Raw genomic sequence first — 22339 nt, forward strand, 5'->3', positions numbered from 1 at the left:
CGTTGTCCTCAGAATTTCCAGATAACGTCGACGAAGGCGCGATGCATCAGCGAGTCGGTGTCGCTGCCATAGGCATCGCCGGGTTTGAACACGCCGCCGCGAAAACGCACCAGCGCCGATGGTTCGTCGATCGCCTCGCTCATCGACGCGGGCAGCAGGCCCTGCTTGAAGTACTTGGTGACCACCAGATCCAGCTCCTGGCCGAGGTCTTTCTCGCCATCCACCAGGTCGATCTGGGGAGCCGGGACGTCGTCCGAGAGCGGGTCGTCGAAACGCGCATTGATCCCGCTGCGGCCGATCTGCTGGCGGTCATCGACCCGCCAGAACTGGTGGTAGACCAGGCTGGCGTCATAGTCCTCGGCCAGCTGCCAGGAGCCGAACAGGGTGGCCGACTGCAGGTTGCTCAGCTCACCGCGAAAGGCCTCGCCGTAGCGATGGACCCGCGAACGCGTACCGGTGAAGGCGGAACGGTTGCTTTGCAGGCCGGTCTGGCGATAGTTGCCTGTGCCGTTGCCGTCTGCATCGCCGCTGCCGCTGCCCCGGGCGTAGGCCGCGCCGACTTGCCAGTTGGGATCCAGGCGAAAGCGCAGACCCAGGTCGGCGGCCCAGGCGCTGACGCTGTCGCTGTTCTTGCCGGTGGCGACTTCCTGGCCGTTGACCAGTTCGCGGGTCAGGTCTTCGCGGTCGCCGGTCAGCGAGGTGAGGCTGGCCCAGTAATTGACCGGTTTCTGGTTGCGGAAGTTGTAGGCATCGCTATGGGCCTGCACGCCAAGCCAGGTCAGCTCGCCGGTGGCGCGTTTGTCCAGGGTATCGACGGTTTCGCCAGGGCTGGCCAGCTTGCCGTCATCGCGTGAGTGATGGGCGCTGAGGCCGAGCCAGTGGCCGGGGTGCCACTGGGTCGCGATGTCGCCGAACAGGTGCAGACGGTCCTCGTCTTCCGGGGCCAGTTCGTCGAGGTCGCTGCGGTACTCGCTGAAACGTTGCGCGGCACCGAGGCTGGCGCGCAGCAGGGTGGTGTCGAAGCTCCAGTTCAGCGCCTCGATATGGGTATCGCGCCATTGACTGTCATCGTTGCGCAGGCGCTGGCGGCCCAGGCGCAGGTGTTCGCCGGGGTAGTCGGTGAGGCCGGCGTAGTCGACCCAGAATTCGCGCAGGGCCAGGTAGTTCTTCTCCCGTTCGCGGCCATCGGCCTGGGTGTCGCCGGCCAGCTCGGGGTCGGAAGACTCCAGGGTGTCGGTCTCGATAACGTCGCTGGCGGCCACCGCCTGGCCCATGGCGAAGGCGCTCCATTGGCCGCGTTGGCCATACAGCCAGGGGCGCAGGTCGACACCGATACCATTGACGTCGCCACCGTCGCGAGTGCCGAGGTCGCGGTCATCTTCCGATTGCAGGGTGATCTTGACGTCGACGCCGAAGTTGTCGTCGCTCATCTGCACCGCCCATACCGAGCTGGCGGAGAGTAATGAGGCGCTCAGGCCCAGGCCTGCGGTGATCCTGTTGAGTTTCATCGCGTAGTCCTTGTTCATTGGTTATGCGCCTGCAGGGCGCTTGGTGCTTGCCGGGCGTTGCCGCGGGCCTGACGTTCATCGCGCAGCAGTTGTTCGGCCTGGCTGCGCTGGCCAGGCTGCAGTTGTTGCGCGATCTGCCGCGCCAGCTCGCTGGCTTGTGGGGTGTTCTTGGGCAGCGCCAGTTGGCTGAAGACGAAGGCGTTGACCGGGTCCGGACGTATGCCTTTGCCCTGCGAGTACATCTGCGCCAGGGCGAAGTCGGCGTTGATCTGGCCGTTACGGGCGGCGCTGAGCAGATGGTCGAGGGCCTTCTGTGGATAGACCTCGCCGAGGTAGCCGCGCAGGTAGAGTTGGCCGAGGAAGTAGTTGGCGCTGGGCTCGCTGGGCGCGGCCTTGCGCAGGTGCTGTTCGGCCTTGTGCGGGTCCTGCGGCACCAGCTTGCCTTCGTAGTACAGGCGGCCGAGCAGCAGTTCGGCCCGCGGCAGCGCCGCGGCGCGGCCGTTGTCGAGGTAGCCCAGCAGGGTCTCGATGTCGCCCAGGGCCGGGTAGTCATAGAGCAGGCGCGCCAGGCTGACCCAGGCGGCCGGGTAGTCCGGGGCGATGGCCTCGAGCAGTTCCTGGGCCTTGCCTTCGTCCGGTGTGCCCAGTTCGGCGTCGGCCAGCACCTGGGCGACGGCATCCACCCGCTGCGGGCTCACCACAGCGCTGCGGTAGCCCGCCATCAGGCGCTGCAGCAGGGCCTTCTGTTTGGCGGCCTGGCCCTGCTTCTGGTACACGGTGGCCAGTTCGACGTAGCAGACCTCGGCCTCGGCGATCAGGCCTTGGCAGATCTGTTCGATTTCACCCAGGTGCTGGTCGTAGCTGCCCTGGCTGCGATAGAGGAGGATTTGTGCCAGGTCGGCCTGGGTATGGCCTTGCTGACGCCAGGTGGAGATGCGTTGTTGAACGTTCATACCGGGGAAATCCTGTGGGTATTGCAGGTAGAGCATGACCAGCGGCAACAGGCTGCTTTGCTCACCCGCGGTGAATGCGTCATTCAGCAGTTCGGCCGCTTCCAGGCGCTCGGCCTGGCTGGGATTGACCTTGCGTGCGAGTAACTTGCCCAGGCGCGCCTTGGCCCGCGGCGACTCGTCCAGGGCCAGGCGGTAGGTGTGTTCGGCCTTTTCCAGGTCTTGCGGCGTGCCGCCGGCCATGTGCAGATCGGCCAGGCCGACCTGCGCATCGGTGTAGCCCAACTCCGCCAGTTGGCGGTAGTTGCGCTCGGCGGTGCCGGTGTCGCCACGCTTCAGCGCTTCGGCGGCCAGGCGCTCGTCCGGCAGCCCGGCGCAACCGGCCAGGCTTACGGCCAGGGCGAGCGCCAGCAGGGGCGTGGCATGCATGGGGCGGGAGGCGAGAGTCGGCATAGTCGAGTCCTCCTTAGAGACCTGCCGCCAGGGCTTTGTCGATCACCCAGTCGAACGATGGGCCGCGATCGAGGATGACTTCGACCGGCTGGCCGGCGAGGCTGCTGTCGAGGCTCTGTTCCGGTTCGATCTGCACGCGGATGTCTGCCGACAGGCCACCTTGATGCAGGCTGCTGCTGACGATCTTGCCGTAGCGCGGGCTGTCTTCGCCGGCCACCCAGAAGCTGGCGCGGCTGCCTGGGCGGGCGCGGGAGAAGTCGCGGTAGGGGAAGCTGGCCTGTATCGTGGCCTTGGTGTTCTGCGGCACCAGTTCGAAGATCACGTCGCCCTTGTTGGCGAACTGGCCGTCGGCCACCAGCTGGCGGGCCACCTTGCAGTCGCACGGGCTGGTCAGGGTGCCCTTCATCTGCTTGCCGAACAGGGTTTCGACATTCTCCGGCGACAGCTGCTCGTCGCTCAGGTGGCCCTTGAGCATCTCCAGCATGCTGGCGGAGAAGGAGGCGATGGGCGCGCCTTTCTCGACCATGGCGTCCGGGCCGAGCAGGCTCTGCACCATGCCTTCGCGCGGCATGGTCACCTGCAGGCTGGGTATGTTGACCTGGGCCGACTGGGCATGGGTGACGAAGTAAATGCCGTAGAGCGACTTGAAGATAAAACCGAAGGCGGCCAGGCCGACCAGGAAGATCGCCAGGCTGAAGGTCACGGCCTTGAACCGGCCGAACAGGCCCATGCCGGAGCCGCCCGCACCGTTCTTGCGTGCCTTGGTGAAATTCTCCCGCTGCAGGGTGCTCAGCAGGTCGCCGGCGCTGACCAGCTCGCCGCCCAGGTAGGCGCTGATCAGGTAGCGCAGGGTGGCCTGCTCGCGTGGCTTGAGGTTATGGAACTGACAGCCGACGCGGGCGCTGTCGGCATCCACCGAGCGCACCTGGAACTCGATATCGATGCCCAGGTTGAGGCTGTCCAGCTTGAACTGCAGGCGACCCTTGTGAAAATCGCCGACCTGAATCGGCCGCTTGCTATTGCCGAAGCTGAAGCCGCCGGCCGAGATATCGCCGAGCGGTTGCTCGATACGTTCGCGGTTCTTGTTCAGGTAGTGCAGCACGGCCGGGATCTTGACCCGGGCGTGCTGGCGCTGAGCTTCCGATTCGTGGACCAGATTGACGTTGACGGCTGTATTCATGGTTGCAAATTCCTGTTCGAAAAGGGTTCCGGCCGGGTTCCGCTCATACCAACGCCAGAAGCGTGGCGATAAAGAGGCTGGCAGCAGCAAAAGTCATGGAGCGCGAGGACCAGGTGTTGAACCAGCGCTGGAAGCTCAGCAGGCCGCGGTCGAGCTTGGTCGGCTGGCGGGTCCAGGACTGCTGGTCGAGGCGGAAGAACACGTAGATCTTCACCATCGCGCCGACGATCTGGTTGTAATAGAGGATCACCGGGTAGGCCGGGCCGATGCGGTGGCCGCTGACGCTGAGCAGCAGGGTCAGCGCCAGGCGGGTCAGGCCGATCCACAGCAGGTAGGCGATAAAGATGCCGGGGCCGTACTTGAGGCTGGCGATGATCGCCACGCTGAGGCCGAGCAGGCTGGTCCACATCGACACGCGCTGGTCGAACAGCACCACGCTGGTGAACCCGCCCAGACGCTTCATCCCCAGGCGCAGGGCGCGGGCGTTCTGCCGCAGGTTGTTGCCGTACCAGCGGAACATCAGCTTGCGGCTGGCCTTGATGAAGCTCTTCTCCGGCGGATGCTCGACCGTGTTGATCGCCGCATCCGGCACGTAGAAGGTGTCGTAACCCAGGCTCATCAGGCTGTACCAGCTCGACTTGTCGTCGCCGGTGAGGAACTGGAAGCGGCCCAGGCGCCAGTGCTCGAGGTGATCGCTTTCCACATCGGCGATGAACGCGGGGTTGGTGACCACCTCGGCGCGAAATACCGACATGCGTCCGGTCATGGTCAGCACCCGCTTGCTCAGCGCCATCGAGCACATGTTGAGGTGACGCTGGGCGAAGCGCAGCTTGTGCCACTCGCTCATGATGTAGCCGCCGCGTACCTCGCAGAACTCGTTGGTGGTCAGGCCGCCGACATTCGGGAACAGCTTGAACCAGGGCACGGTCTTGCGCACCACGCCCTCGCCGAGCACGGTGTCGCCATCGATCACCGCGACCACCGCGTTCTGGTCAGGCATCTGCCGGGAGATGGCGCGAAAGCCGTAGGCCAGGCCGTCGCGTTTGCCGGTGCCGGGGATGCGCACGAAGTCCAGCTTGACCTGTTCCGGCGGGTTCATCCGGGTCCAGAGGTTTTTCACCAGCAGTTCATCGGACAGCTCGACGATGGAACACACCACCGTGGTCGGGTAACCGCAGTCGATCGCCTCGCGAATCACCGAGCGGTACACCTGGGCGGTGGTCAAGGCGTCGATGCGGAAGCTGGTGACCAGCAGAAACACCTGGGAAGGGTCGGCGTCCTTGCCGAGCTTTTTCACCTTGCGCCGGTAATAGGGGTACACCACATAGAGAAACAGGGTGCCGCGCACGAAGTGCACCGCACCCATGGAATAACGCCAGATGCCCACAGCGCCGATCAGCAGCAGGTAGTCGCGCGACTCGGGGTCGAACACGCTCCTGGGCAGCGCCAGCGCGAGCAGCATCAGCAGGGATAGGTAGAACATCCAGCCTGCGGCTTCGAGGAGGACGGTCTTTAGCGTGTTGGTGTGTTGCATAGGCGTATCCATCATGTGCACTGGAAGAATCCTGGGCGGAGCTGCTCGTGCGCCCAGGGTTCGGCCTCACTGGCTGACCGGCCGTCGAGCGGCCGGTCGCCGGCGAGGTTTACCAGCAGATACCTTCGGAACCCGCACGCGAGGCCGTCGGCATAAAGCCGATCAGGTCGACCACGTGCTTGCCGCTGAGGGCCTGCTGCGCCAGGGGCGCGAAGCGCTCGTCGGCATTGCCGAGAACGATGATGTCGGCGTTATCGACCACCGCATCGAAGTCGCTGTTGAGCAGCGAGGACACATGCGGAATCTTCGACTCGATGTAGTCCTTGTTGGCCCCGTAGACCCGGGCATATTCGACGTTGCTGTCGTAGATGCTGAGGTCATAGCCCTTGCCGATCAGCATCTCGGCCAGTTCCACCAGCGGGCTCTCGCGCAGGTCGTCGGTGCCGGCCTTGAAGCTCAGGCCGAGCAGGGCGACCTTGCGCTTGTCGTAGCTGGCGATGATGTCGTAGGCGTTCTGCACCTGGACCCCGTTGCTGCGCATCAGCGAACCGATCAGCGGCGCATCGACATCCAGGCTGCCGGCGCGGTAGGACAGGGCGCGCACGTCTTTCGGCAGGCAGGAGCCGCCGAAGGCGAAGCCGGGCTTCATGTAGTACTTGGACAGGTTGAGCTTGTGGTCCTGGCAGATCACTTCCATCACTTCGCGGCCGTCGACCCCGACCGCCTTGGCGATATTGCCGATCTCGTTGGCGAAGGTGACCTTGGCCGCATGCCAGACGTTGCAGGTGTACTTGATCATCTCGGCGACATCGATGCCCTTGCGGATGATCGGTGCGTCGAGTTCGCGGTAGATGCTTTCCAGCAGGTCGCCGGAGGCCTGGTCCAGTTCGCCGATCACGGTCATCGGCGGGAAGTCGTAGTCCTTGATCGCGGTGCTTTCGCGGAGGAACTCGGGGTTCACCGCCACGCCGAAATCGACCCCGGCCTTCTTCCCCGAGCAGTCTTCGAGGAGCGGGATCACCACGTTCTTCACGGTGCCCGGCAGCACGGTGCTGCGCACCACCACGGTATGCCGTTCGGGCTTGTTGCGCATGGCGAAGCCGATTTCGCGGCACACCCCTTCGATGTAGTCCAGTTCCAGGTCGCCGTTCTTCTTGCTCGGCGTACCGACGCAGATAAACGAGACCTCGGTGTCGCGGATCGCGTCGGCGACATCGGTGGTGCCACGCAGGTGACCGGAGTTCAGGCCCTGTTGCAGTAATACTTCCAGGCCGGGTTCGACTATTGGCGATTTGCCACTGTTGATTAGGTCGATTTTATGGGCGGATATATCCACGCCCACCACGTCATGGCCGCGGGCCGATAAACAACCGGCACACACGGCACCTACATAACCCAAACCAAAGATACTGATTCGCATCGTATTACCTCGTCCATTTATTGCGTAGTTGAAGAATGGCTTTTGCCAAAGTGGTTCGTTTAATTCAGCCGATTCATCGCGTTGAATTAATTTAGGCATAAGAAGTTTTCGACAGTCGCAACGGCTGCCTGAGTGGGGCTTGTAATATAAAGCGTGCCCTGATTAGCGGTTGAGCTGCTGGCCTATAAGGCTCTGGCTCATGGCTTCGAGTGGATCATCTGGTTGGTGCAAGTTCTCCCGTAATCTCTCGGCAACTTTTCTTCGGCTGTAACTATCCAACGGACATGGGTCCGGCTATTAAGGGCAGTTTTGGTTCATGCAGAAAGTTACATGAAGAATTATATTGCGCTGGGTAAGAGTGTGTGATTTTTCCTATAGTTCCTACCGTTCGTCCCCTTTTGTAATTTGTCTGTACTGTTGAAATGATGGCCGCCGATTGCAAACTGATAGCAATTTATAATCAATTTAAAATCGTGTTGTTGAATAGCTTGCGCGGTGTGTAACGCGGGCGAAAAGTTCAGTTTTATTAACGCAGGATGGTTAGTGCCGTTGGTGCGTGGGGGTTTAGAGGTGCGCGGTGCGGTGGGGGCTCGCGGGTCGGAGGGCGACCCGCTGGCGAGGAGGGAGAGGGCGGAATCAGTCTTGCGGGTGGTCGCGCAGGAATACCAGTTTGTCGGCTTGCGAGTGTTCGGCCGAGTAGCGGTAACCCTGGTAGGCGAAATCCTTGAGGCCTTCGGCGCTGTTCAGGCGTTCCTTGATCACATAGCGGGCCATCAGACCACGGGCTTTCTTGGCGTAGAAGCTGATGATCTTGTACTGGCCGTTTTTCAGGTCCTTGAATTCGGTGTCGATAATTCGCGCGTTCAACGCCTTGCGCTTGACCGCGCCGAAGTATTCGGTGGAGGCCAGGTTGAGCAGCACCTGATCGCCCTGGGCGGCCAGGGCTTGGTTGAGCCAGCCGCTGATGCGTTCGCCCCAGAAATCGTAGAGGTTGTTGCCGCGCGGGTTGGCCAGCTTGGTGCCCATCTCCAGGCGGTAGGGCTGCATCAGGTCGAGGGGGCGCAGCACGCCGTAGAGGCCGGAGAGCATGCGCAGGTGATCCTGGGCGAAGTCGAAGTCGGCTTCGCTGAAATCCTCGGCATGCAGCCCGGTGTAGACGTCGCCCTTGAACGCCAGCAGCGCCTGCTTGGCGTTGGACGGGTTGAACGGCCGCTCCCAGCTGCCGAAGCGTGCGGCGTTGAGGCCGGCGAGCTTGTCCGACAGATGCATCAGCTCGGCGATCTGCGCCGGGCTGAAGTCACGCAACTGGTTGATCAGGTCCTGGGCGTGGTCGAGGTGTTCAGGCTGGGTAAAGCGCGGGGTCGCCGGTGGGGTGCTGTAATCGAGGGTCTTGGCCGGCGAAATCACCATCAACATAGGGTCTGCTCCTGAAAGTCTGGGCGCGATTCTAGAAGCTGGCGGCGCTTGAGACTACCTATAAGGTCGATTGGTGTGGATCACAGACTGTTATGTGAGTTGTGGTTATAGTGCGCGTCCGTACGCTCAGTCGAGCGTGCCTTTCTCAACTGTCATGACAAGGAGGTCGCAGTGAGTTTTCTCCCGCGCGCCATTGCATCCCTACTGCTGGTTTCCACCGCTGCCCTGGTCCAGGCCGAACAACTACCCATCGAGGTATTGAGTGCCGTGGTCAAGGATCAGCGCATCGCCGATGCCGAAGTGCTGGTACAGAAGAACGGTGCCCAGACTGTGGTTGGCCGAACCAATAGTCAGGGGCAGGTGAGCCTGACCACTGATTTCGACGATGACCCCGCCAGCCTGCTGATCATCAAGAAATCCGGCTATTCCAACCTGGTCGCCAAGTGCCCGTGCAAAGGCATGACCTATGCCATCAGCCCGGTGATGCAGAGCCTCGACGGTATGCGCGTGGTACTCAGCTGGGGACGTCAGCCAGCGGATCTCGACTCGCATATTGTCTATCCAGGCAACCACATTTACTTCTCGGAAAAGCAGGGCGAAGACGCCCATCTGGATGTTGACGACACCGACAGTTACGGGCCGGAAACTATCACGCTGCAGAAGAAGCGCTTCGGCGATACCTACGTGTATGCAGTCCATGACTTTAGCCACAGCGGTAATCCATCGACCAATGCCTTGAGCTCAAGCCAGGCCAAGGTCTTTGTCTATGTCGGCCAGTCGCTGGTGCGTACCTACTACATGCCACAGGGCCAGCGTGGCAACCTGTGGACGGTGTTCCGCATCACCGGTAACGGTGATTTCCAGGACATAAACCAGGTGCAGGGCATCAGTGGTGGAAGCGACGCTATCGGCGGCATTCTTCAGCCGCTGCAGAGCGAAGGCCAGAGCATCGCCAGCCTGACCGCTACACAAGCCGCCCAGGGCGATGCCAAAGCGTTCAACCGCCAGGGCGAGGCGGCCTACCATGCCGGCCAGCTGGACCTGGCCATCGACTTCTATCGCCAGGCTATCGAGCTGGACGCCAACTACGGCCAGGCCTACGGCAATCTCGGCCTGGCCTACCAGAAGGCTGGGCGCACCGCCGAGGCTATTTGGGCCAACCGCAAGGCCATCGCCTTGGCCAGTGGTGCCAGCGCGGCCACTGTGCGCGCCGGCTCCTACTACAACATTGCGCGCATCTATGAGACTGCCGAGCAGTTCGACGACGCCTTGCGCCACTACCACCTGGCCAAGGAACAGAGGGCCAACCCTGTGTACGACAAGGCGATCCTGCGTGTGCAGGATCGCCACTGATCTGTTGCAGCTGCAAACAACGCGCTCCTCTGGGGCGCGTTTTCATTCAAGGACGGATATTTATGCTGATCAGAACCCTGTTGCTCGGCTTCGGCCTGTTGGCCGCTAGCGCCCAGGCCGCCGGCCCCGCGACCTTTGCGACCCTCGACCGCGCTAGTTGGCCCGAACCGCTGAACAGCCAGGCAACTTTCGATACCGCTTCGCGCGCGGAAATCCTCACTTTCGCCCAGGCCCTGCTGGCTAGCGAAGAGCTCGACGAAGCAGGCTGGAAGGCCCGTCTGGGGTTGAAATCGGCCAATCTGCAATCCATCGCCGAGGTGCGCGAGCGCTTCTGGCAGCGCCTGCTGGAGAACTATCGTTTTGCCCGGCAGAGCTGCGTGCCCGCCAGCGACTTTTGCCCGTTGATCGAGGATGTCGCCAGCCTGCGCGAGCAGGCCCGGCAGCTGGTGACAGCCCCCAGCTCGCGATACTTCGCCTGGGCCGAGGCCAGCCAGCGTTTCCACCTGGGTTACCTCAACGAGCAAATGCGCCTGGCTGCGTTATTTCCGCGGGTCAGCAGCGAGATCGCGCTGTTCTCCAGCCAGGAGCGCAACGGCGACGAACTGGCCGATATGCAGTTCCTCCTGACCTTCGATGATGGCCCCACAGCGCTCGGCGGCAATAGCGACAAGCTGGCGGCCTGGCTGCGGCAGCAGGGCCTCAACGGCACCTTCTATGTGCTGGGCAGCAACCTGCAGCAGCGTCTGCAAAAGACTTCGGCTACCGCTCTGAACCAGCTGTACGATGGCCAGTGTGTGGCGTCCCACGGCTGGGAACACAAGTCCCACACCCGCTGGGGTGACTGGCAGGGCTCGGTGATGCGGACCCGTGAGCTGCTGCAACGCGAACTGCCGCACCGCTATGTGCCGCTGTTCCGTCCGCCCTATGGCCAGCGCCAGGCCGACAGTCAGGCATTCTTCGCTGACCAGGGCCAGCAGGTGGCGCTGTGGCAGATCGACTCCCAGGACTGGAGCAGCAAGGTCAGTGCCGCGGCAGCCGGCCAGCGTGTGCTGACCCTGATGCTGCTGTGGCGTCGTGGCGTGCTGCTGTTTCACGATGTTCACAGCAAGGCTGCGGGTGCTTTGCCTTGGGTGCTGCAAGCGAGTCAGGGCGCGCCCGTGCGCTGGATGGACTGTCGTGATTATCGATAGAGCGTCATTGCGGGTCGATTGACGCGCTTGACCCAGGGGCGGCACCGGGGTTGTAGTTTGCCCAGGTCAAACCCCTCAAGGAGCTACCATGACCGCCTGTAACCATTCGCGCTGGGAACCCTCCCACGACTACCGTCCGCTGGAAACCACGGCCGAGCGCCAGGCCTGGCGGGTGGCTGCGCTGACCGGGGCGACCATGCTGGTGGAGATTGTCGCCGGCTATGCCTTCAACTCCATGGCCCTGCTCGCCGATGGCTGGCATATGGCCTCGCATATGCTCGCCATCGGCCTGACCGCCCTGGCCTATCTGCTGGCGCGGCGTTATGCCGATGATCCGCGCTTCGCCTTCGGCACCTGGAAGGTCGAGGTGCTGGCCGGCTTCGCCAGTTCGCTGTTGCTGCTGGTGGTGGTGGCCATGCTGGCGTTCGAGTCGCTGTGGCGCTTGTGGCAGCCCCAGGCGGTCGCCTTCGACATGGCCCTGTGGGTGGCGGTGGTCGGCCTGCTGGTCAATCTGCTGTCGGCCTGGATGCTGCGCGACCCGCATCAGCACAGTCACGGCCATGCGCATGCCCATGGCGCTCATGCGCACGCTCATGCGGCTCCGGCGGCCGGCAAGGACCTTAATCGCCATGCCGCCTTTGTCCATGTGCTGGCCGATGCCCTGACCTCGGTGGCCGCCATCGTCGCGCTGCTTGGCGGGCTGTTGTTCGGCTGGAGCTGGCTCGACCCGCTGATGGGCGTGATCGGTGCGCTGATCATCGCGGTGTGGGCCAAGGGGCTGCTGCTGGAAACCGCCAAGGTGCTGCTCGACCGCGAGATGGACAGCCCCGTTGTCGAGCGGGTACGCACTGCCTTGGCGCAGGAAGCCGACACCGAACTGGCGGATCTGCATCTATGGCGCGTCGGTCGGGGGCAATTCGCCTGCATCGTCAGCGTGGTGACCCATGGTTCGGCCACGGCGGATCGCTACAAGGCGCGGCTGGCGGGGATCGACGAACTGGTGCATGTGACCGTGGAGGTCAACTGCTGCAGCACTGGGGCGGCTGCCAGGGAGGGTTGAAGAAAAATTCCCGACGGCGCTGGCGGCGATCGGACTTCCGACTTTAACGGCGGCCGGGCGGGTCGCCAAGCGCTATTTGTCGCGCCGACAAATAAACCTGTAAATGCTGAAAAAAACGTTTTTCTGTCACCTGTTTTGGAGTAATTAAAAAGCAAGACCGCCGAACCCTGCAGACAGGTGGCGGCCATTGGCCCTCACCTTTTTGCAGCCTTCTCAGCCCCGGCACTGAGGAGTCGACGGCCCCTCCGCGGCGCAGTTTCGCCCCTGCGTTGCTTGGCTACTACAAGAAGGTGACCGAGTATGGATGACCACGGACGCTCCAAACCCACCGCCCCAACCCTGTACGCCCTCGACACCAACGTGCTGATCCACGACCCCAACGCGCTGCTGAATTTTCAGGAGCACCATGTCGCCATTCCGATGACCGTACTGGAGGAGCTGGACAAGCTGAAGACCGGGAAACAGGGGGTCGCCGCCGAATGTCGCCAGGCCATCCGTCTGATCGACAAGATCCTCGGCGTGGCGAGCCCGGAAGAAGTGGAACTGGGGGTGCCGATCCAGCGCGACAAGAGCGGGCCCTGCGGTTACCTGTCGATTCTGATGAGCAAGAGTGCCTCGCCCATCACCTGGCTACCGGAAGACCTCAACGACAACAAGATCATCAACCAGCTGGTGGAACTGAAGGCGCGCCGTCCGGGGCTCAACGTGGTACTGGTGACCAAGGACATCAATATGCGCCTGAAGGCGCGGGCCTGTGGCATCGACTCGGAGGACTACCACACCGACCAGTTGGTCGACGATGTGTCGCTGCTGTCGCAGGGTTATCACAACATGGACGGTTCCTTCTGGGACCGCGTGAGCACCGTGGAAACCCGCCAGGACCACGGCCGCACCTGGCACCGCGTACAACTGATCGACAACCTGCCGGCGGTGCACGTCAACGAGTTCATCATCGACGAGCAGGGCTTTGTCGGCTGGATCAAGGGCATCAAGGAAGGCGAGCTGCTGATCCTTGATCTGCACCAGGAACCGCTGATGCACCAGGAGGCCTGGGGCCTGCGCCCGCGCGATGTGTATCAGTCGCTGGCGCTGTATGCCCTGCTCGATCCGGATATTCATCTGGTCAACCTGTCCGGCGCGGCCGGTTCGGGCAAGACCATCCTGGCCCTGGCGGCGGCCATCGAACAGACCATGGTCAGCAAGCGTTATCGGCGCATCATCGCCACCCGCAGCGTGCAGGGGCTGGATCAGGAAATCGGCTTTCTGCCCGGCACCGAGGCGGAGAAGATGGAACCCTGGCTCGGCGCGATCACCGACAACCTCGAAGCCCTGCATATGGACGACGAGAACACCCACGGCAGCGTCGACTACATCCTGCAAAAGGTGCCGCTGCAGTTCAAATCCCTCAACTACATCCGCGGGCGCAGCTTCCAGCAGAGCCTGATCCTGATCGACGAGTGCCAGAACCTCACCCCGCACCAGATGAAAACCATCATCACCCGTGCCGGCAGCGGTTCCAAGGTGGTCTGCCTGGGTAACCTGGCGCAGATCGATACCCCCTACCTGTCGGCCCCCAGTTCGGGCCTGACCTACCTGACGGAGCGCTTCAAGGACTTCGAACATGGCGTGCATATCACCCTGCAGGGTGTACCACGCTCGATCCTCGCCGAGTACGCGGAAACCCATATGTAGCCATCCTAGCCTGCGTCCTGACTACGCCGCCCTCTCGGGCGGCGTAGTCGTTTTACCCTGGCCGACGGTCATTGCAGGTGCTAGAAATTGACCGGCGGGTTTACAATCGGGCCATCCCTTTCTGGAGTTCGCCCGTGCTTACCCATCTCGATGCCCAGGGCCATGCCCATATGGTCGATGTTACCGACAAGGCCAATACCTTCCGCGAGGCCAGCGCCGAAGCGCGGGTGCGCATGCGTCCGCAGACCCTGCAGATGATCGTCCAGGGCGAGCATCCCAAGGGCGATGTATTCGCCGTGGCGCGGATTGCCGGCATCCAGGCGGCGAAGAAAACCAGCGATCTGATTCCGCTCTGCCATCCGTTGATGTTGACCGGGGTCAAGGTCGAGGTGACGGCCGAAGGCGAGGATGCCGTGCATATTCGCGCCACCTGCAAGCTGGCCGGCCAGACCGGGGTGGAGATGGAAGCCCTGACCGCCGCCAGCGTCGCCGCCCTGACCATCTACGATATGTGCAAGGCGGTGGACCGCGGCATGGTGATCGAGCAGGTGCGCCTGCTGGAGAAACTCGGCGGCAAGAGCGGCCACTACAAGCTGGAGGACCAGGCATGATCCGCGTGCAGTATTTCGCCCGTTACCGCGAGGCCCTGGGCCTGGACGGCGAACAATTAAGTGGCGAGTTTGCCAGCCTCAATCAGCTGCGCCAGCACCTGCTGAGCCGTGGCGGGGTGTGGGAAGTGCTGGCCGAGCAGAACCTGATGTGCGCACGCAACCAGGAGCTCTGCAGCCTGGACGAGCCGCTGGCGGCGGGCGATGAAGTGGCGTTCTTTCCCACTGTGACCGGCGGCTGAGCCTGTTGTCGTCGCGGCTGAAGCCCCTCCCACAGTGGGCAGGATGCGATACCCAGGCCGCCAGTTAAATCCATGCCGGGTTACGCGGCGCACGGATTGCGCGGTGGTTCGCCAGCCTGGCTTTGCCCTGCCCACCCTACGCCCCTCCCACAGGAGCATCTGCATGAGTATTCGCGTCCAGTCACAACCCTTCGATCCGGGCAATGAACTCAATGCCCTGCACGCCGCCAACCTGGGCATCGGCGCGGTGGTCAGCTTTGTTGGCTATGTGCGCGATTTCAACGAGGGCCGCGAAGTGGGCGGCATGTTCCTCGAACATTTCCCCGGTATGACCGAGAAGGCCCTGGGCAAGATCGCCGAGGAGGCCGGGCAGCGCTGGCCGCTGCTGGGCATCGAGATCATCCACCGCATTGGCCGCCTGGAGCCGGGCGAGCCGATCGTCTTCGTCGGTACCACCAGCGCGCACCGCCAGGCGGCCTTCGATGCCTGCAACTTCGTCATGGATTACCTGAAAACCCGCGCACCGTTCTGGAAGAAGGAAGACACCGCAGAAGGCCCGCGCTGGGTCGAAGGGCGCTGCAGCGACCAGGCGGCGGCCGAGCGCTGGAAAGCCTCAGAGTGAGGGCAACCTGGGTGCCCGGCTGCCGCGTGCCTTGTCCTTGCTCTGACGGTACTCGCGAAAGGCCTGGGCAATGATCTGGCGCAGCTGTTCGTCGTCCCAGGGCTTGGTCAGGAAGCGGTAGATGGCCCCCTGGTTGATCGCGTCGGTGACCGATTTCAGGTCGGTATAACCCGAGAGCACGATGCGTATGGTGTCGGGGTGCAGGTCCTTGACCCGGCTGAAGAACTCGGTGCCGCTCATTTCCGGCATGCGCTGGTCGGAGAGGATCACCTGCACCTCGTGCTTGGCCAGCAGTTCGAAGGCATCCTGGGCGCGGGTCGTCATCAGGATCTTGTAGCCATCGCGGCGCAGCAGGCGGGCCAGGGCGCGCAGGATATTCTCCTCGTCATCGAGCAGCAGCAGGGTCTGCGCCGGTTCGCTGCCGCTTAGCTGCGGCAGGCTCGGGTTCTGGGTCAGCATGCGTTCGCGGAGAAACGCCTCGAGCTCGGCGAAGGGCATGGGCTTGGCGAAGTAATAGCCCTGGAACAGGTCGCAGTGGCTCTTCTTCAGAAAGGCGAACTGCGGCTCGGTTTCCACGCCCTCGGCGATTACCTTGAGGCGCAGGTGGTGGGCCATGGAAATGATGCCCTGGGTGATGGCGGCGTCGTGCTGGTCGCTGACGATTTCCTCGACGAAGGAGCGGTCGATCTTGACCTTGTCGATGGGCAGGCGCTTGAGGTAGTTGAGGCTGGAGAAGCCGGTGCCGAAGTCGTCGATGGCGATCTTCACCCCGAGACCCTTCAACTGGTGCAGGGTGCTGATCGCCTGCTCGGCATGGTTGAGCAGCACCCCCTCGGTGATCTCCAGCTCCAGCAGTTCGGCGCTGAGCTGATGCTTGTGCAGCACCGCCTGGATGCTCTCGACGAAGTTGCTGCGCTGGAAGTGGATCGAGGAGATATTCACCGCCACCGTCGGCCCGCTCATGCCCTGCTCGCAGAGCTGGCGCATCTGCCGGCAGGCGGTGTCCAGCACCCAGACGCTGAGGGGGATGATCTGCCCGGTGTCTTCGGCCACGGGAATAAACAGGGCCGGTGGAATAAAGCCTTTCTCGGGGTGGTTCCAGCGCAACAGGGCCTCGACCCCGACCACGCGGCCGCTGCGGCCGTCGATCTGTGGCTGGTAATAGAGGTCGAAGGCCTGGCCGTCCAGGGCCTTCTGCAGTTCGTTGCGCAGGGTCACCCGTTCGCCGACCCGCTGGTTGAGGTCGTTGGTGTACCACTGGTAATTGTTGCGGCCCTCCTGCTTGGCCTTGTACATGGCCAGGTCGGCCTGCTGGATCAACTGCGCCGGCTGCGCCAGCAGGCCGTCGCTGAGGGTGATGCCGATACTGGCGGTGACGTGCAGGTCGACGCCGTCCACCGGATAGGGGCGGGCGATGTCGCTGAGCAGGCGCTCGGCCACCAGCAGCACGTCTTCTTGCCGGGCCAGGTCCGGGAGCAGCACCAGGAATTCGTCGCCGCCCATGCGCGCCACGGTATCGCCTGGGCGCACCTGGGCGCACATGCGCCGGGCCACTTCGATAAGGATCTGATCGCCGGAATGGTGGCCGATCGAGTCGTTGATCGGCTTGAAGCCATCCAGGTCGATAAACATCACCGCCAGGCTGCGTCGGTAGCGCTGGGATATCTGGCAGCCCTGGCGCAGTCGGTCTTCCAGCAGGGCGCGATTGGGCAGGCCGGTGAGCACGTCATGGTTGGCGTTGAAGCTCAGCTCGGCCTGGTAGCGCCGTTCTTCGCTGATGTCGTTCTGCACGCCGATAAAGTGGCTGACCTGGCCGTGCTCGTCGAGCACCGGCGAGATATACAGGTCGTTCCAGAACGGGATACCGTCCTTGCGGTAGTTGCGCAGTACCACATGCACTTCCAGCTGTTGCTGCAGGTGGTGGCGGATCAGGGCGAGTGCCGGCTGGTCGCGCTCTTCGTCCTGCAGGAAGCGGCAGTTGCGCCCCAGCACTTCGGCTTCGCTGTAGCCGGTGATGCGCTCGAAGGCCGGGTTGACGTAGATGATCGGCTGGTCCTCGGCCCTGGCATCGGTGATGACCACGCCGTTGAAGCTGGATTCCAGGCCGCGCTTGAGCAGGCGCAGCTGTTTTTCCGCCTCCTTGCGTTCGCTGATATCGCGCAGCGACAGCAAGTGCACCTGGCGACCCTCCCAGTCGGTCTCGGCGAGGTGGATTTCCACCTCAAGGGTATCGCCGGCCGGGGTGGGCAGGTGCCACTCGAAGAGTTCGCCGGCGCTCGGGGGCAGGTCGAAGACCTGGGCTTGCAACTGCGCCTGGTCGGCCTTGAACAGCTGCTCGGCCGCCGGGTTGGCGTAACACAGGCGACCCTGTTCATCGACCACCAGCAGGGCGTCGCGGGTGTCGTCGAGCAGCTTGCGGAACGACTGTTCGCGGCGGGCAGCCTGTTGATGGGCCTTGTGCTTCTCCGTGACATCGATGGCAAGCACCAGGCAGCAGGACTGCTTGTCGAACTCGACGTCATGTATCAGGACATCGGCGTACAGCTCGTGGCCGTCCTTGTGCAGGTAGGTCCAGACCCCGGCCTGGGGATCGGCAACCGGGGTGTCGCGCAGCATGGCGTGGTAATAGACGAGAAAGCGCTGCTGCTCGTCCTGGCTGCGGATATCCAGCACGCTCATGTTCCTGAGTTCGGCCTGGGAATAGCCGAGCAGGCGGCTGGCGGCGAGGTTGCTGGCCTGGAAACGCAGGGTCTGCTTGTCGAACACCCACATGGCTTCCGGGTTGGCCTCGAACAGCAGGCGGTAGCGGTGTTCGCTGTCGGCCAGTTCGGCACTGGCCAGGCTGCGGTCGATGGCGTAGCGGATGCTGCGCAGCAGTTGCCGGCTGTCGAACTGGCCCTTGACCAGGTAATCGGCTGCGCCCAGTTCGATGGCGCTGGCATCCAGGTGTGAGTCGCCCTGGCCGGTCAACAGGATGATGGGTTTGACCACGCCGTGCTGCAGGGCGTTGTCGATCAGCTCCAGGCCTGAGTCCGCGCCCAGGCGGTAGTCCACCAGGTAGAGGTCGTGCTCCTGGCGCAGCACCAGCTCCAGGCCCTGCTGGAAGTTGTTGCACCACTCCAGCCTGATCGGGATGTCCGGATTCTGCCGCAGCAGGTCACGGGTGATGATGAAGTCGTCCTCATCGTCATCGATCAGCAGCAGTTTCCAGCCGGGAGCAGTTCTAATCATTGCGGGTTCCGTCCATGGGCAGCTCGACGATCTCCAGCCAGTAACGACCAAGGTTGCGCACCACCTCAAGCAGGCCGCTGAAGCTGACCGGCTTGGTGATAAAGGAGTTCGCACCTATAGCGTAGCTGCGCAGGATATCTTCGTCGGCCGAGGAGGTGCTGAGGATCACCACGGGGATGCTGCGCAGCAGGCTGTCGCTCTTGATCGCCAGCAGGGCTTCGCGGCCGTCCATGCGCGGCATGTTGAGGTCGAGCAGGATCAGCCCCGGCATCGGGTAGCGTGCCTCGTCCTCGTAGGGGGGGCGGCGCTTGAGGTAGTTCATCAGCTCTTCGCCGTCATGGACGAAGTGCAGGGGGTTGTGGATGCGGCATTCCCTGAAGGCCTCGCGGGTCATCAGGCAGTCGTCCGGGTCATCGTCGGCAATCAGGATCTGCACCAGTTGGGCGGTGGTCATTGGCGGGCCCTGTCTAGAGTGGGAAAGGTGATACGGAAGATGCTGCCCTGGCCGGGGACGCTGCTGGCCGTGATGCGCGCGCCGTGGCGCTCGGCGATCTTCTTGACGATGGCCAGGCCGATCCCGGTGCCGGCGTAGGCCTCGCGTCCGTGCAGGCGCTGGAAGGGGTTGAAGATGCGGTCGAGGTATTTCTCCTCGAAGCCGATGCCGTTGTCGGCGATGCACAGGGTCCAGTGCGCGGCGTTCTGCGTTTCCACATACAGGCGGATCAGCGGGCGGTTGCCGGGGGGCTGGAATTTCAGGGCATTGCTCAACAGGTTCTGCAGCAGCTGGCGCAACTGGCTGGGGTCGCCCAGCACCGCCGGTAGTCGCGGGTAATCGATGCGCGCCTGGCTCTGTTCGATGGCGGTTTCCATGTCGCCGAGCACCTCGTCGAGCAGCAGGTTGAGGTCCAGAGGCTGCAGGGGCTGGCCGCGGGTGTTGACCCGCGAGTAGTTGAGCAGGTCGATAATCAGCGCCTGCATGCGCGCCGCGGCCGAGGTCATGCGCTGCAGGTAGTCGCGGCATTCGTCGTCCAGCGCCGTGCTGCGGCTGGCCAGGCGTTCGGAGAAGGCCTGGATCTTGCGCAGCGGCTCCTGCAGGTCGTGGGAGGCGACGAAGGCGAACTCCTGCAGCTCCTTGTTGCTGCGCTCCAGTTCGAGCAGGGTCGCCTGCAGTGCCTGCTGGGTCTGCTGGCGCTCGCTGATGTCCTTGGCGATGCCGAATACGCCGACTATCTGCGCATCGACCATGATCGGCAGGTTGGTCACGTCCAGGGTCAGGACCTTGTGCTGGCGGTCCTGCAGGCGCGTTTCATAGTGCTGGGGGGTGCCTGCGCTCGCCGCCTGGAGGTGCCCGCGGATCTGCGCCTGCTGGTCGTTGGCGATCAGCGCGGTGAAGTGCTGGCCGATGATTTTGGCTTCGCTGAGCCCCAGCAGCTGCTGGCCGGCATCGTTGATGCTGAGGAAATGGCCGTGCAGGTCGAAGGAGAACACCGGGTCCGGGTTGAAGGCGAACAAGGAGCGGAAGCGTTGCTGGCTCTCCTGCAGATGGCGACGGTCGGCCGCCCGGGCGATGCCGATGGCCGCCAGTTGGGCGGCGGTGGCCAGGTGCTGGACCTGTTCGTCGTCCGGTACCCGGGGCTGGCGGTAATAGACGCCGAAGCTGCCCAGGCCCTTGCCGTCGTGGGAAATCAGCGGGAACGACCAGCAGGCCTCGAGGCCGTGGGCCAGGGCCAGGTCGCGATGGTCCTGCCAGAGCGGGTCGCTGCGGATCTCCGCGCTGATCACCAGCTTCAGCAGGAAGGCCGCCGTGCCGCAGCTGCCGACGCCGGGGCCTATGGCCAGGCCATCGATGGCCTGGCTATAGGCCGCTGGCAGGTTCGGTGCCGCTCCGGTGTGCAGGTGCCGCCCGCTGGCGTCGAGCAGCAGCACCGAGCACAGCGCCCCGGGTTGCTGGGTCTCGATCATCAGGCAGAGGGCTTCGAGGGTCTCGCCCAGTGGCCGGTCGTTGGAAATCATGCTGAGGATCTCCCGCTGGCTTTCGGCGTAGGCCTCGTTCGCGACCAGGGGGGTGATGTCATGGGCGACGGCGAACAGGGTCTGCTCCTGCTCGGACCAGTCGACCGTCCAGAGGATATGCAGGATGCGCCCGTCCCGATGGCGGCAGCGGTTGCGCAGGGTGTGGCTGGCGCGGGCGTGCATGCTGGCGACCGTTTCCTCCCAGGTCTGCTGGCGGTCTTCGCCCAGCACCAGGTCGATAAAGGGTTGGCCGATCAGATCCTCAGCCGGGTAGCCGAAGAGCTTCTCGCAGGACGGGCTGAGTTCGTGGAAGCGTCCCTGGCGGTCGATCGAACACAGCACGTCGAGGGTGAATTGCATGATTCGTTGGTTCAGGCTCTGGGTGCGCAGCTGCAGGGCCAGGCTCTGCTGCAGCTCATGGTTGGCGTTCTGCAGCTGCTGCGAATGCTCGGTGGCCAGCCAGGCCAGGCGCTGGCTGAGCAGCAGAAAGAAGCTCAGGGCCAGGCCGAACAGCAGGGTCAGGGTGGCCAGGTGGGTGGCGGCATTCAGCGCCTGGGGGCTGTGCACATAGGCGCTCAGCTGCCAGGTCTGCCCGTGGGGCAGCAGCGGGCTGCGCTGGCTGACCGGGGTGGCATAGAGGGTGGGACCCTCGCTCGACTGGTACAGCAGCCGACCGCCCTCGCTGGCGTGCACGACAAAACCATTCAGGTCGCTGCCCAGCAGGTTGTCCAGCTCGGCGCTGACGTTGAGGCTGGCAACCAGCAGGAGCGGAGGCTGACCGGGCAGCTGTAGAGGGCTGGCGAGCAGCGCATTGCGCACTGCTGCATTGCCGTAGTCGCGGGTCGGACCTAGTTGCGCGTGGTTACCCTCGCTTACCTGTTGCAGCCAGCTGCGCTGTTCGGCATCGGCGAGCAACTGCCGCAGCCAGGTGGCCTGGCCCGGGTTGCGGGCCTCGAGCAGGCGCGGCTCAAGCTCATGGTCGAGCAGTGCCAGCAGTTCCAGGTGGGGGAAGTCGCGCAGGTAACTGTGCGCTTCCAGCTGCCAAAAGCGGGGGGGCGGAATGTGTCCGATTACCAGCCAGCGCTCGGCCATGCGCTGGATCTGCGCCAGGTGGCTCTGCAGGTTTTGCGCGGTGGCGCTTTCCAGCTTCGATAGCAGCAGGTCGCCTTCGCGGTTGATGGTGTTGACCGCCTGCATGCTCAGCAGGTACCAGCTGCTGCAGGCGAGCAGGGTGCCGAGGACGCCGGCGGTCAGGGTGCGCGGGTCGAGCAGGCCGTGTTCTGCGTGCGGGCGCAGGCTCAGCAGAATGATGCTCAGGCCCAGGCACAGGGCGAACAGGTTGGCCACATGGGTCGAGTCGTACTTGAAGCCCAGGCGCAGAACCTTGAGCGTCGGCCAGCTGTCGGCCATTTGCGAGAGCATGGCCAGGATCATCAGCGCACCGCCAATCAGCAGCGCGCAGCGTCTGGCGGTGCGTGCGCCGCCGCTCAGGTACAGCGCCAGGGTCGCCAGCAGCATGCTCAGGGCCAGGCCGCTGCGCATGCGCAGAAAGCCGCTGAGCCAGGACTGGCCGCTATCCGCGCCGCCCGCCAGCAGGTTGTGCAGCAGGCTGTAGAGGGTCAGCGCGACAAGCAGGGCAACCAGCAGGTTGCGCGCCGCCATGGCTTGCCGGGCCGCAGCGAGAATCAGACCGCCCATCAGCACCGACATCAGGGCGCTGTCGGGCAGCAGCACCACGCTGTGACGGGTCGGCTGCTCGAGCAGCAGGTAACCGATCAGGCTGATCGCGCCCATGCCGAGCATGGCGAATGCCAGCACGTGCAGATAGGCGGCGACGATCAGGGGGCGGGTGTGCATGGCTACTCCT

General features: G+C 63.7%; 16 protein-coding genes. 7 read left to right on the plus strand and 9 right to left on the minus strand.

Annotated features, from left to right (window positions below; genetic code table 11):
• Positions 1-8 precede the first annotated feature (8 nt).
• From AACY13_RS04545 to yaaA, 6 genes are all read right to left on the minus strand, one after another.
• Positions 9-1508 (minus strand): alginate export family protein, encoded by a 1500-nt coding sequence (locus AACY13_RS04545; RefSeq protein WP_339460016.1) that lies wholly within the window; start codon positions 1506-1508, stop codon positions 9-11.
• A gap of 14 nt (positions 1509-1522) precedes the next feature.
• On the minus strand, positions 1523-2911 hold the full coding sequence (gene algK, locus AACY13_RS04550; RefSeq protein WP_339459594.1) for an alginate biosynthesis TPR repeat lipoprotein AlgK: 1389 nt from the start codon (positions 2909-2911) through the stop codon (positions 1523-1525).
• A 13-nt stretch (positions 2912-2924) separates the two neighbouring features.
• A complete protein-coding gene (locus AACY13_RS04555; protein WP_339459596.1) occupies positions 2925-4091 on the minus strand; it encodes an alginate biosynthesis protein Alg44 in 1167 nt (388 codons plus the stop codon).
• A 43-nt stretch (positions 4092-4134) separates the two neighbouring features.
• The gene (alg8, locus tag AACY13_RS04560) at positions 4135-5625 is read right to left on the minus strand and encodes a mannuronan synthase (RefSeq protein ID WP_339459598.1); all 1491 of its coding nucleotides are present in this window, start codon (positions 5623-5625) and stop codon (positions 4135-4137) included.
• A 109-nt stretch (positions 5626-5734) separates the two neighbouring features.
• Positions 5735-7045, minus strand: coding sequence for a GDP-mannose 6-dehydrogenase (gene algD / locus AACY13_RS04565; protein ID WP_339459600.1), 1311 nt, complete (start codon positions 7043-7045; stop codon positions 5735-5737).
• Positions 7046-7681: 636 nt separating this feature from the next.
• Positions 7682-8461, minus strand: a complete 780-nt coding sequence (gene yaaA, locus AACY13_RS04570) for a peroxide stress protein YaaA (protein WP_339459602.1) — start codon at positions 8459-8461, stop codon at positions 7682-7684.
• Positions 8462-8632: 171 nt separating this feature from the next.
• Here yaaA and AACY13_RS04575 point away from each other — a divergent pair, with 171 nt between their 5' ends.
• From AACY13_RS04575 to moaE, 7 genes are all read left to right on the plus strand, one after another.
• Positions 8633-9814, plus strand: coding sequence for a tetratricopeptide repeat protein (locus tag AACY13_RS04575; protein WP_445262523.1), 1182 nt, complete (start codon positions 8633-8635; stop codon positions 9812-9814).
• Between the two features lie 62 nt (positions 9815-9876).
• Positions 9877-11004, plus strand: coding sequence for a polysaccharide deacetylase family protein (locus tag AACY13_RS04580; RefSeq protein WP_339459603.1), 1128 nt, complete (start codon positions 9877-9879; stop codon positions 11002-11004).
• Positions 11005-11092: 88 nt separating this feature from the next.
• Complete coding sequence (gene dmeF, locus AACY13_RS04585) at positions 11093-12064, plus strand: CDF family Co(II)/Ni(II) efflux transporter DmeF (RefSeq protein WP_339459605.1); 972 nt, start codon at positions 11093-11095, stop codon at positions 12062-12064.
• Positions 12065-12364: 300 nt separating this feature from the next.
• The gene (locus AACY13_RS04590) at positions 12365-13756 is read left to right on the plus strand and encodes a PhoH family protein (RefSeq protein ID WP_339459606.1); all 1392 of its coding nucleotides are present in this window, start codon (positions 12365-12367) and stop codon (positions 13754-13756) included.
• Positions 13757-13890: 134 nt separating this feature from the next.
• Positions 13891-14367, plus strand: a complete 477-nt coding sequence (gene moaC, locus AACY13_RS04595; protein ID WP_339459607.1) for a cyclic pyranopterin monophosphate synthase MoaC — start codon at positions 13891-13893, stop codon at positions 14365-14367.
• On the plus strand, positions 14364-14606 hold the full coding sequence (locus AACY13_RS04600; RefSeq protein ID WP_339459608.1) for a MoaD/ThiS family protein: 243 nt from the start codon (positions 14364-14366) through the stop codon (positions 14604-14606). The genes moaC and AACY13_RS04600 overlap by 4 nt, the downstream gene beginning before the upstream one ends.
• 163 nt (positions 14607-14769) lie before the next feature.
• The gene (gene moaE / locus AACY13_RS04605) at positions 14770-15228 is read left to right on the plus strand and encodes a molybdopterin synthase catalytic subunit MoaE (RefSeq protein WP_339459610.1); all 459 of its coding nucleotides are present in this window, start codon (positions 14770-14772) and stop codon (positions 15226-15228) included.
• Here moaE and AACY13_RS04610 read toward each other — a convergent pair.
• From AACY13_RS04610 to AACY13_RS04620, 3 genes are read right to left on the minus strand one after another with little or no spacing between them, the layout of a single operon-like run.
• Positions 15220-18459: an EAL domain-containing protein gene (locus AACY13_RS04610; RefSeq protein ID WP_339459611.1), complete on the minus strand. Its 3240-nt coding sequence runs from the start codon at positions 18457-18459 to the stop codon at positions 15220-15222. The genes moaE and AACY13_RS04610 overlap by 9 nt on opposite strands.
• Positions 18452-18913: a response regulator gene (locus AACY13_RS04615; protein WP_339459612.1), complete on the minus strand. Its 462-nt coding sequence runs from the start codon at positions 18911-18913 to the stop codon at positions 18452-18454. The genes AACY13_RS04610 and AACY13_RS04615 overlap by 8 nt, the downstream gene beginning before the upstream one ends.
• Entirely contained in the window at positions 18910-22329 is a 3420-nt protein-coding gene (locus tag AACY13_RS04620) for a PAS domain S-box protein (protein WP_339459614.1), read from the minus strand. Before AACY13_RS04620 ends, AACY13_RS04615 begins: the two co-directional genes overlap by 4 nt.
• Positions 22330-22339: the final 10 nt, after the last annotated feature.

The organism is Pseudomonas sp. EA_105y_Pfl2_R69 (genome assembly GCF_963970915.1).
Lineage (GTDB): Bacteria > Pseudomonadota > Gammaproteobacteria > Pseudomonadales > Pseudomonadaceae > Aquipseudomonas.

Excerpts from the sequence above, each read along its gene's own strand:
- AACY13_RS04545 (WP_339460016.1), bottom strand. The coding sequence starts at position 1,508 with ATGAAACTCAACAGGATCACCGCAGGCCTGGGCCTGAGCGCCTCATTA.
- algK (WP_339459594.1), bottom strand. The coding sequence starts at position 2,911 with ATGCCGACTCTCGCCTCCCGCCCCATGCATGCCACGCCCCTGCTGGCG.
- AACY13_RS04555 (WP_339459596.1), bottom strand. The coding sequence starts at position 4,091 with ATGAATACAGCCGTCAACGTCAATCTGGTCCACGAATCGGAAGCTCAG.
- alg8 (WP_339459598.1), bottom strand. The coding sequence starts at position 5,625 with ATGCAACACACCAACACGCTAAAGACCGTCCTCCTCGAAGCCGCAGGC.
- algD (WP_339459600.1), bottom strand. The coding sequence starts at position 7,045 with ATGCGAATCAGTATCTTTGGTTTGGGTTATGTAGGTGCCGTGTGTGCC.
- yaaA (WP_339459602.1), bottom strand. The coding sequence starts at position 8,461 with ATGTTGATGGTGATTTCGCCGGCCAAGACCCTCGATTACAGCACCCCA.
- AACY13_RS04580 (WP_339459603.1), top strand. The coding sequence starts at position 9,877 with ATGCTGATCAGAACCCTGTTGCTCGGCTTCGGCCTGTTGGCCGCTAGC.
- dmeF (WP_339459605.1), top strand. The coding sequence starts at position 11,093 with ATGACCGCCTGTAACCATTCGCGCTGGGAACCCTCCCACGACTACCGT.
- AACY13_RS04590 (WP_339459606.1), top strand. The coding sequence starts at position 12,365 with ATGGATGACCACGGACGCTCCAAACCCACCGCCCCAACCCTGTACGCC.
- AACY13_RS04600 (WP_339459608.1), top strand. The coding sequence starts at position 14,364 with ATGATCCGCGTGCAGTATTTCGCCCGTTACCGCGAGGCCCTGGGCCTG.
- moaE (WP_339459610.1), top strand. The coding sequence starts at position 14,770 with ATGAGTATTCGCGTCCAGTCACAACCCTTCGATCCGGGCAATGAACTC.
- AACY13_RS04610 (WP_339459611.1), bottom strand. The coding sequence starts at position 18,459 with ATGATTAGAACTGCTCCCGGCTGGAAACTGCTGCTGATCGATGACGAT.
- AACY13_RS04615 (WP_339459612.1), bottom strand. The coding sequence starts at position 18,913 with ATGACCACCGCCCAACTGGTGCAGATCCTGATTGCCGACGATGACCCG.
- AACY13_RS04620 (WP_339459614.1), bottom strand. The coding sequence starts at position 22,329 with ATGCACACCCGCCCCCTGATCGTCGCCGCCTATCTGCACGTGCTGGCA.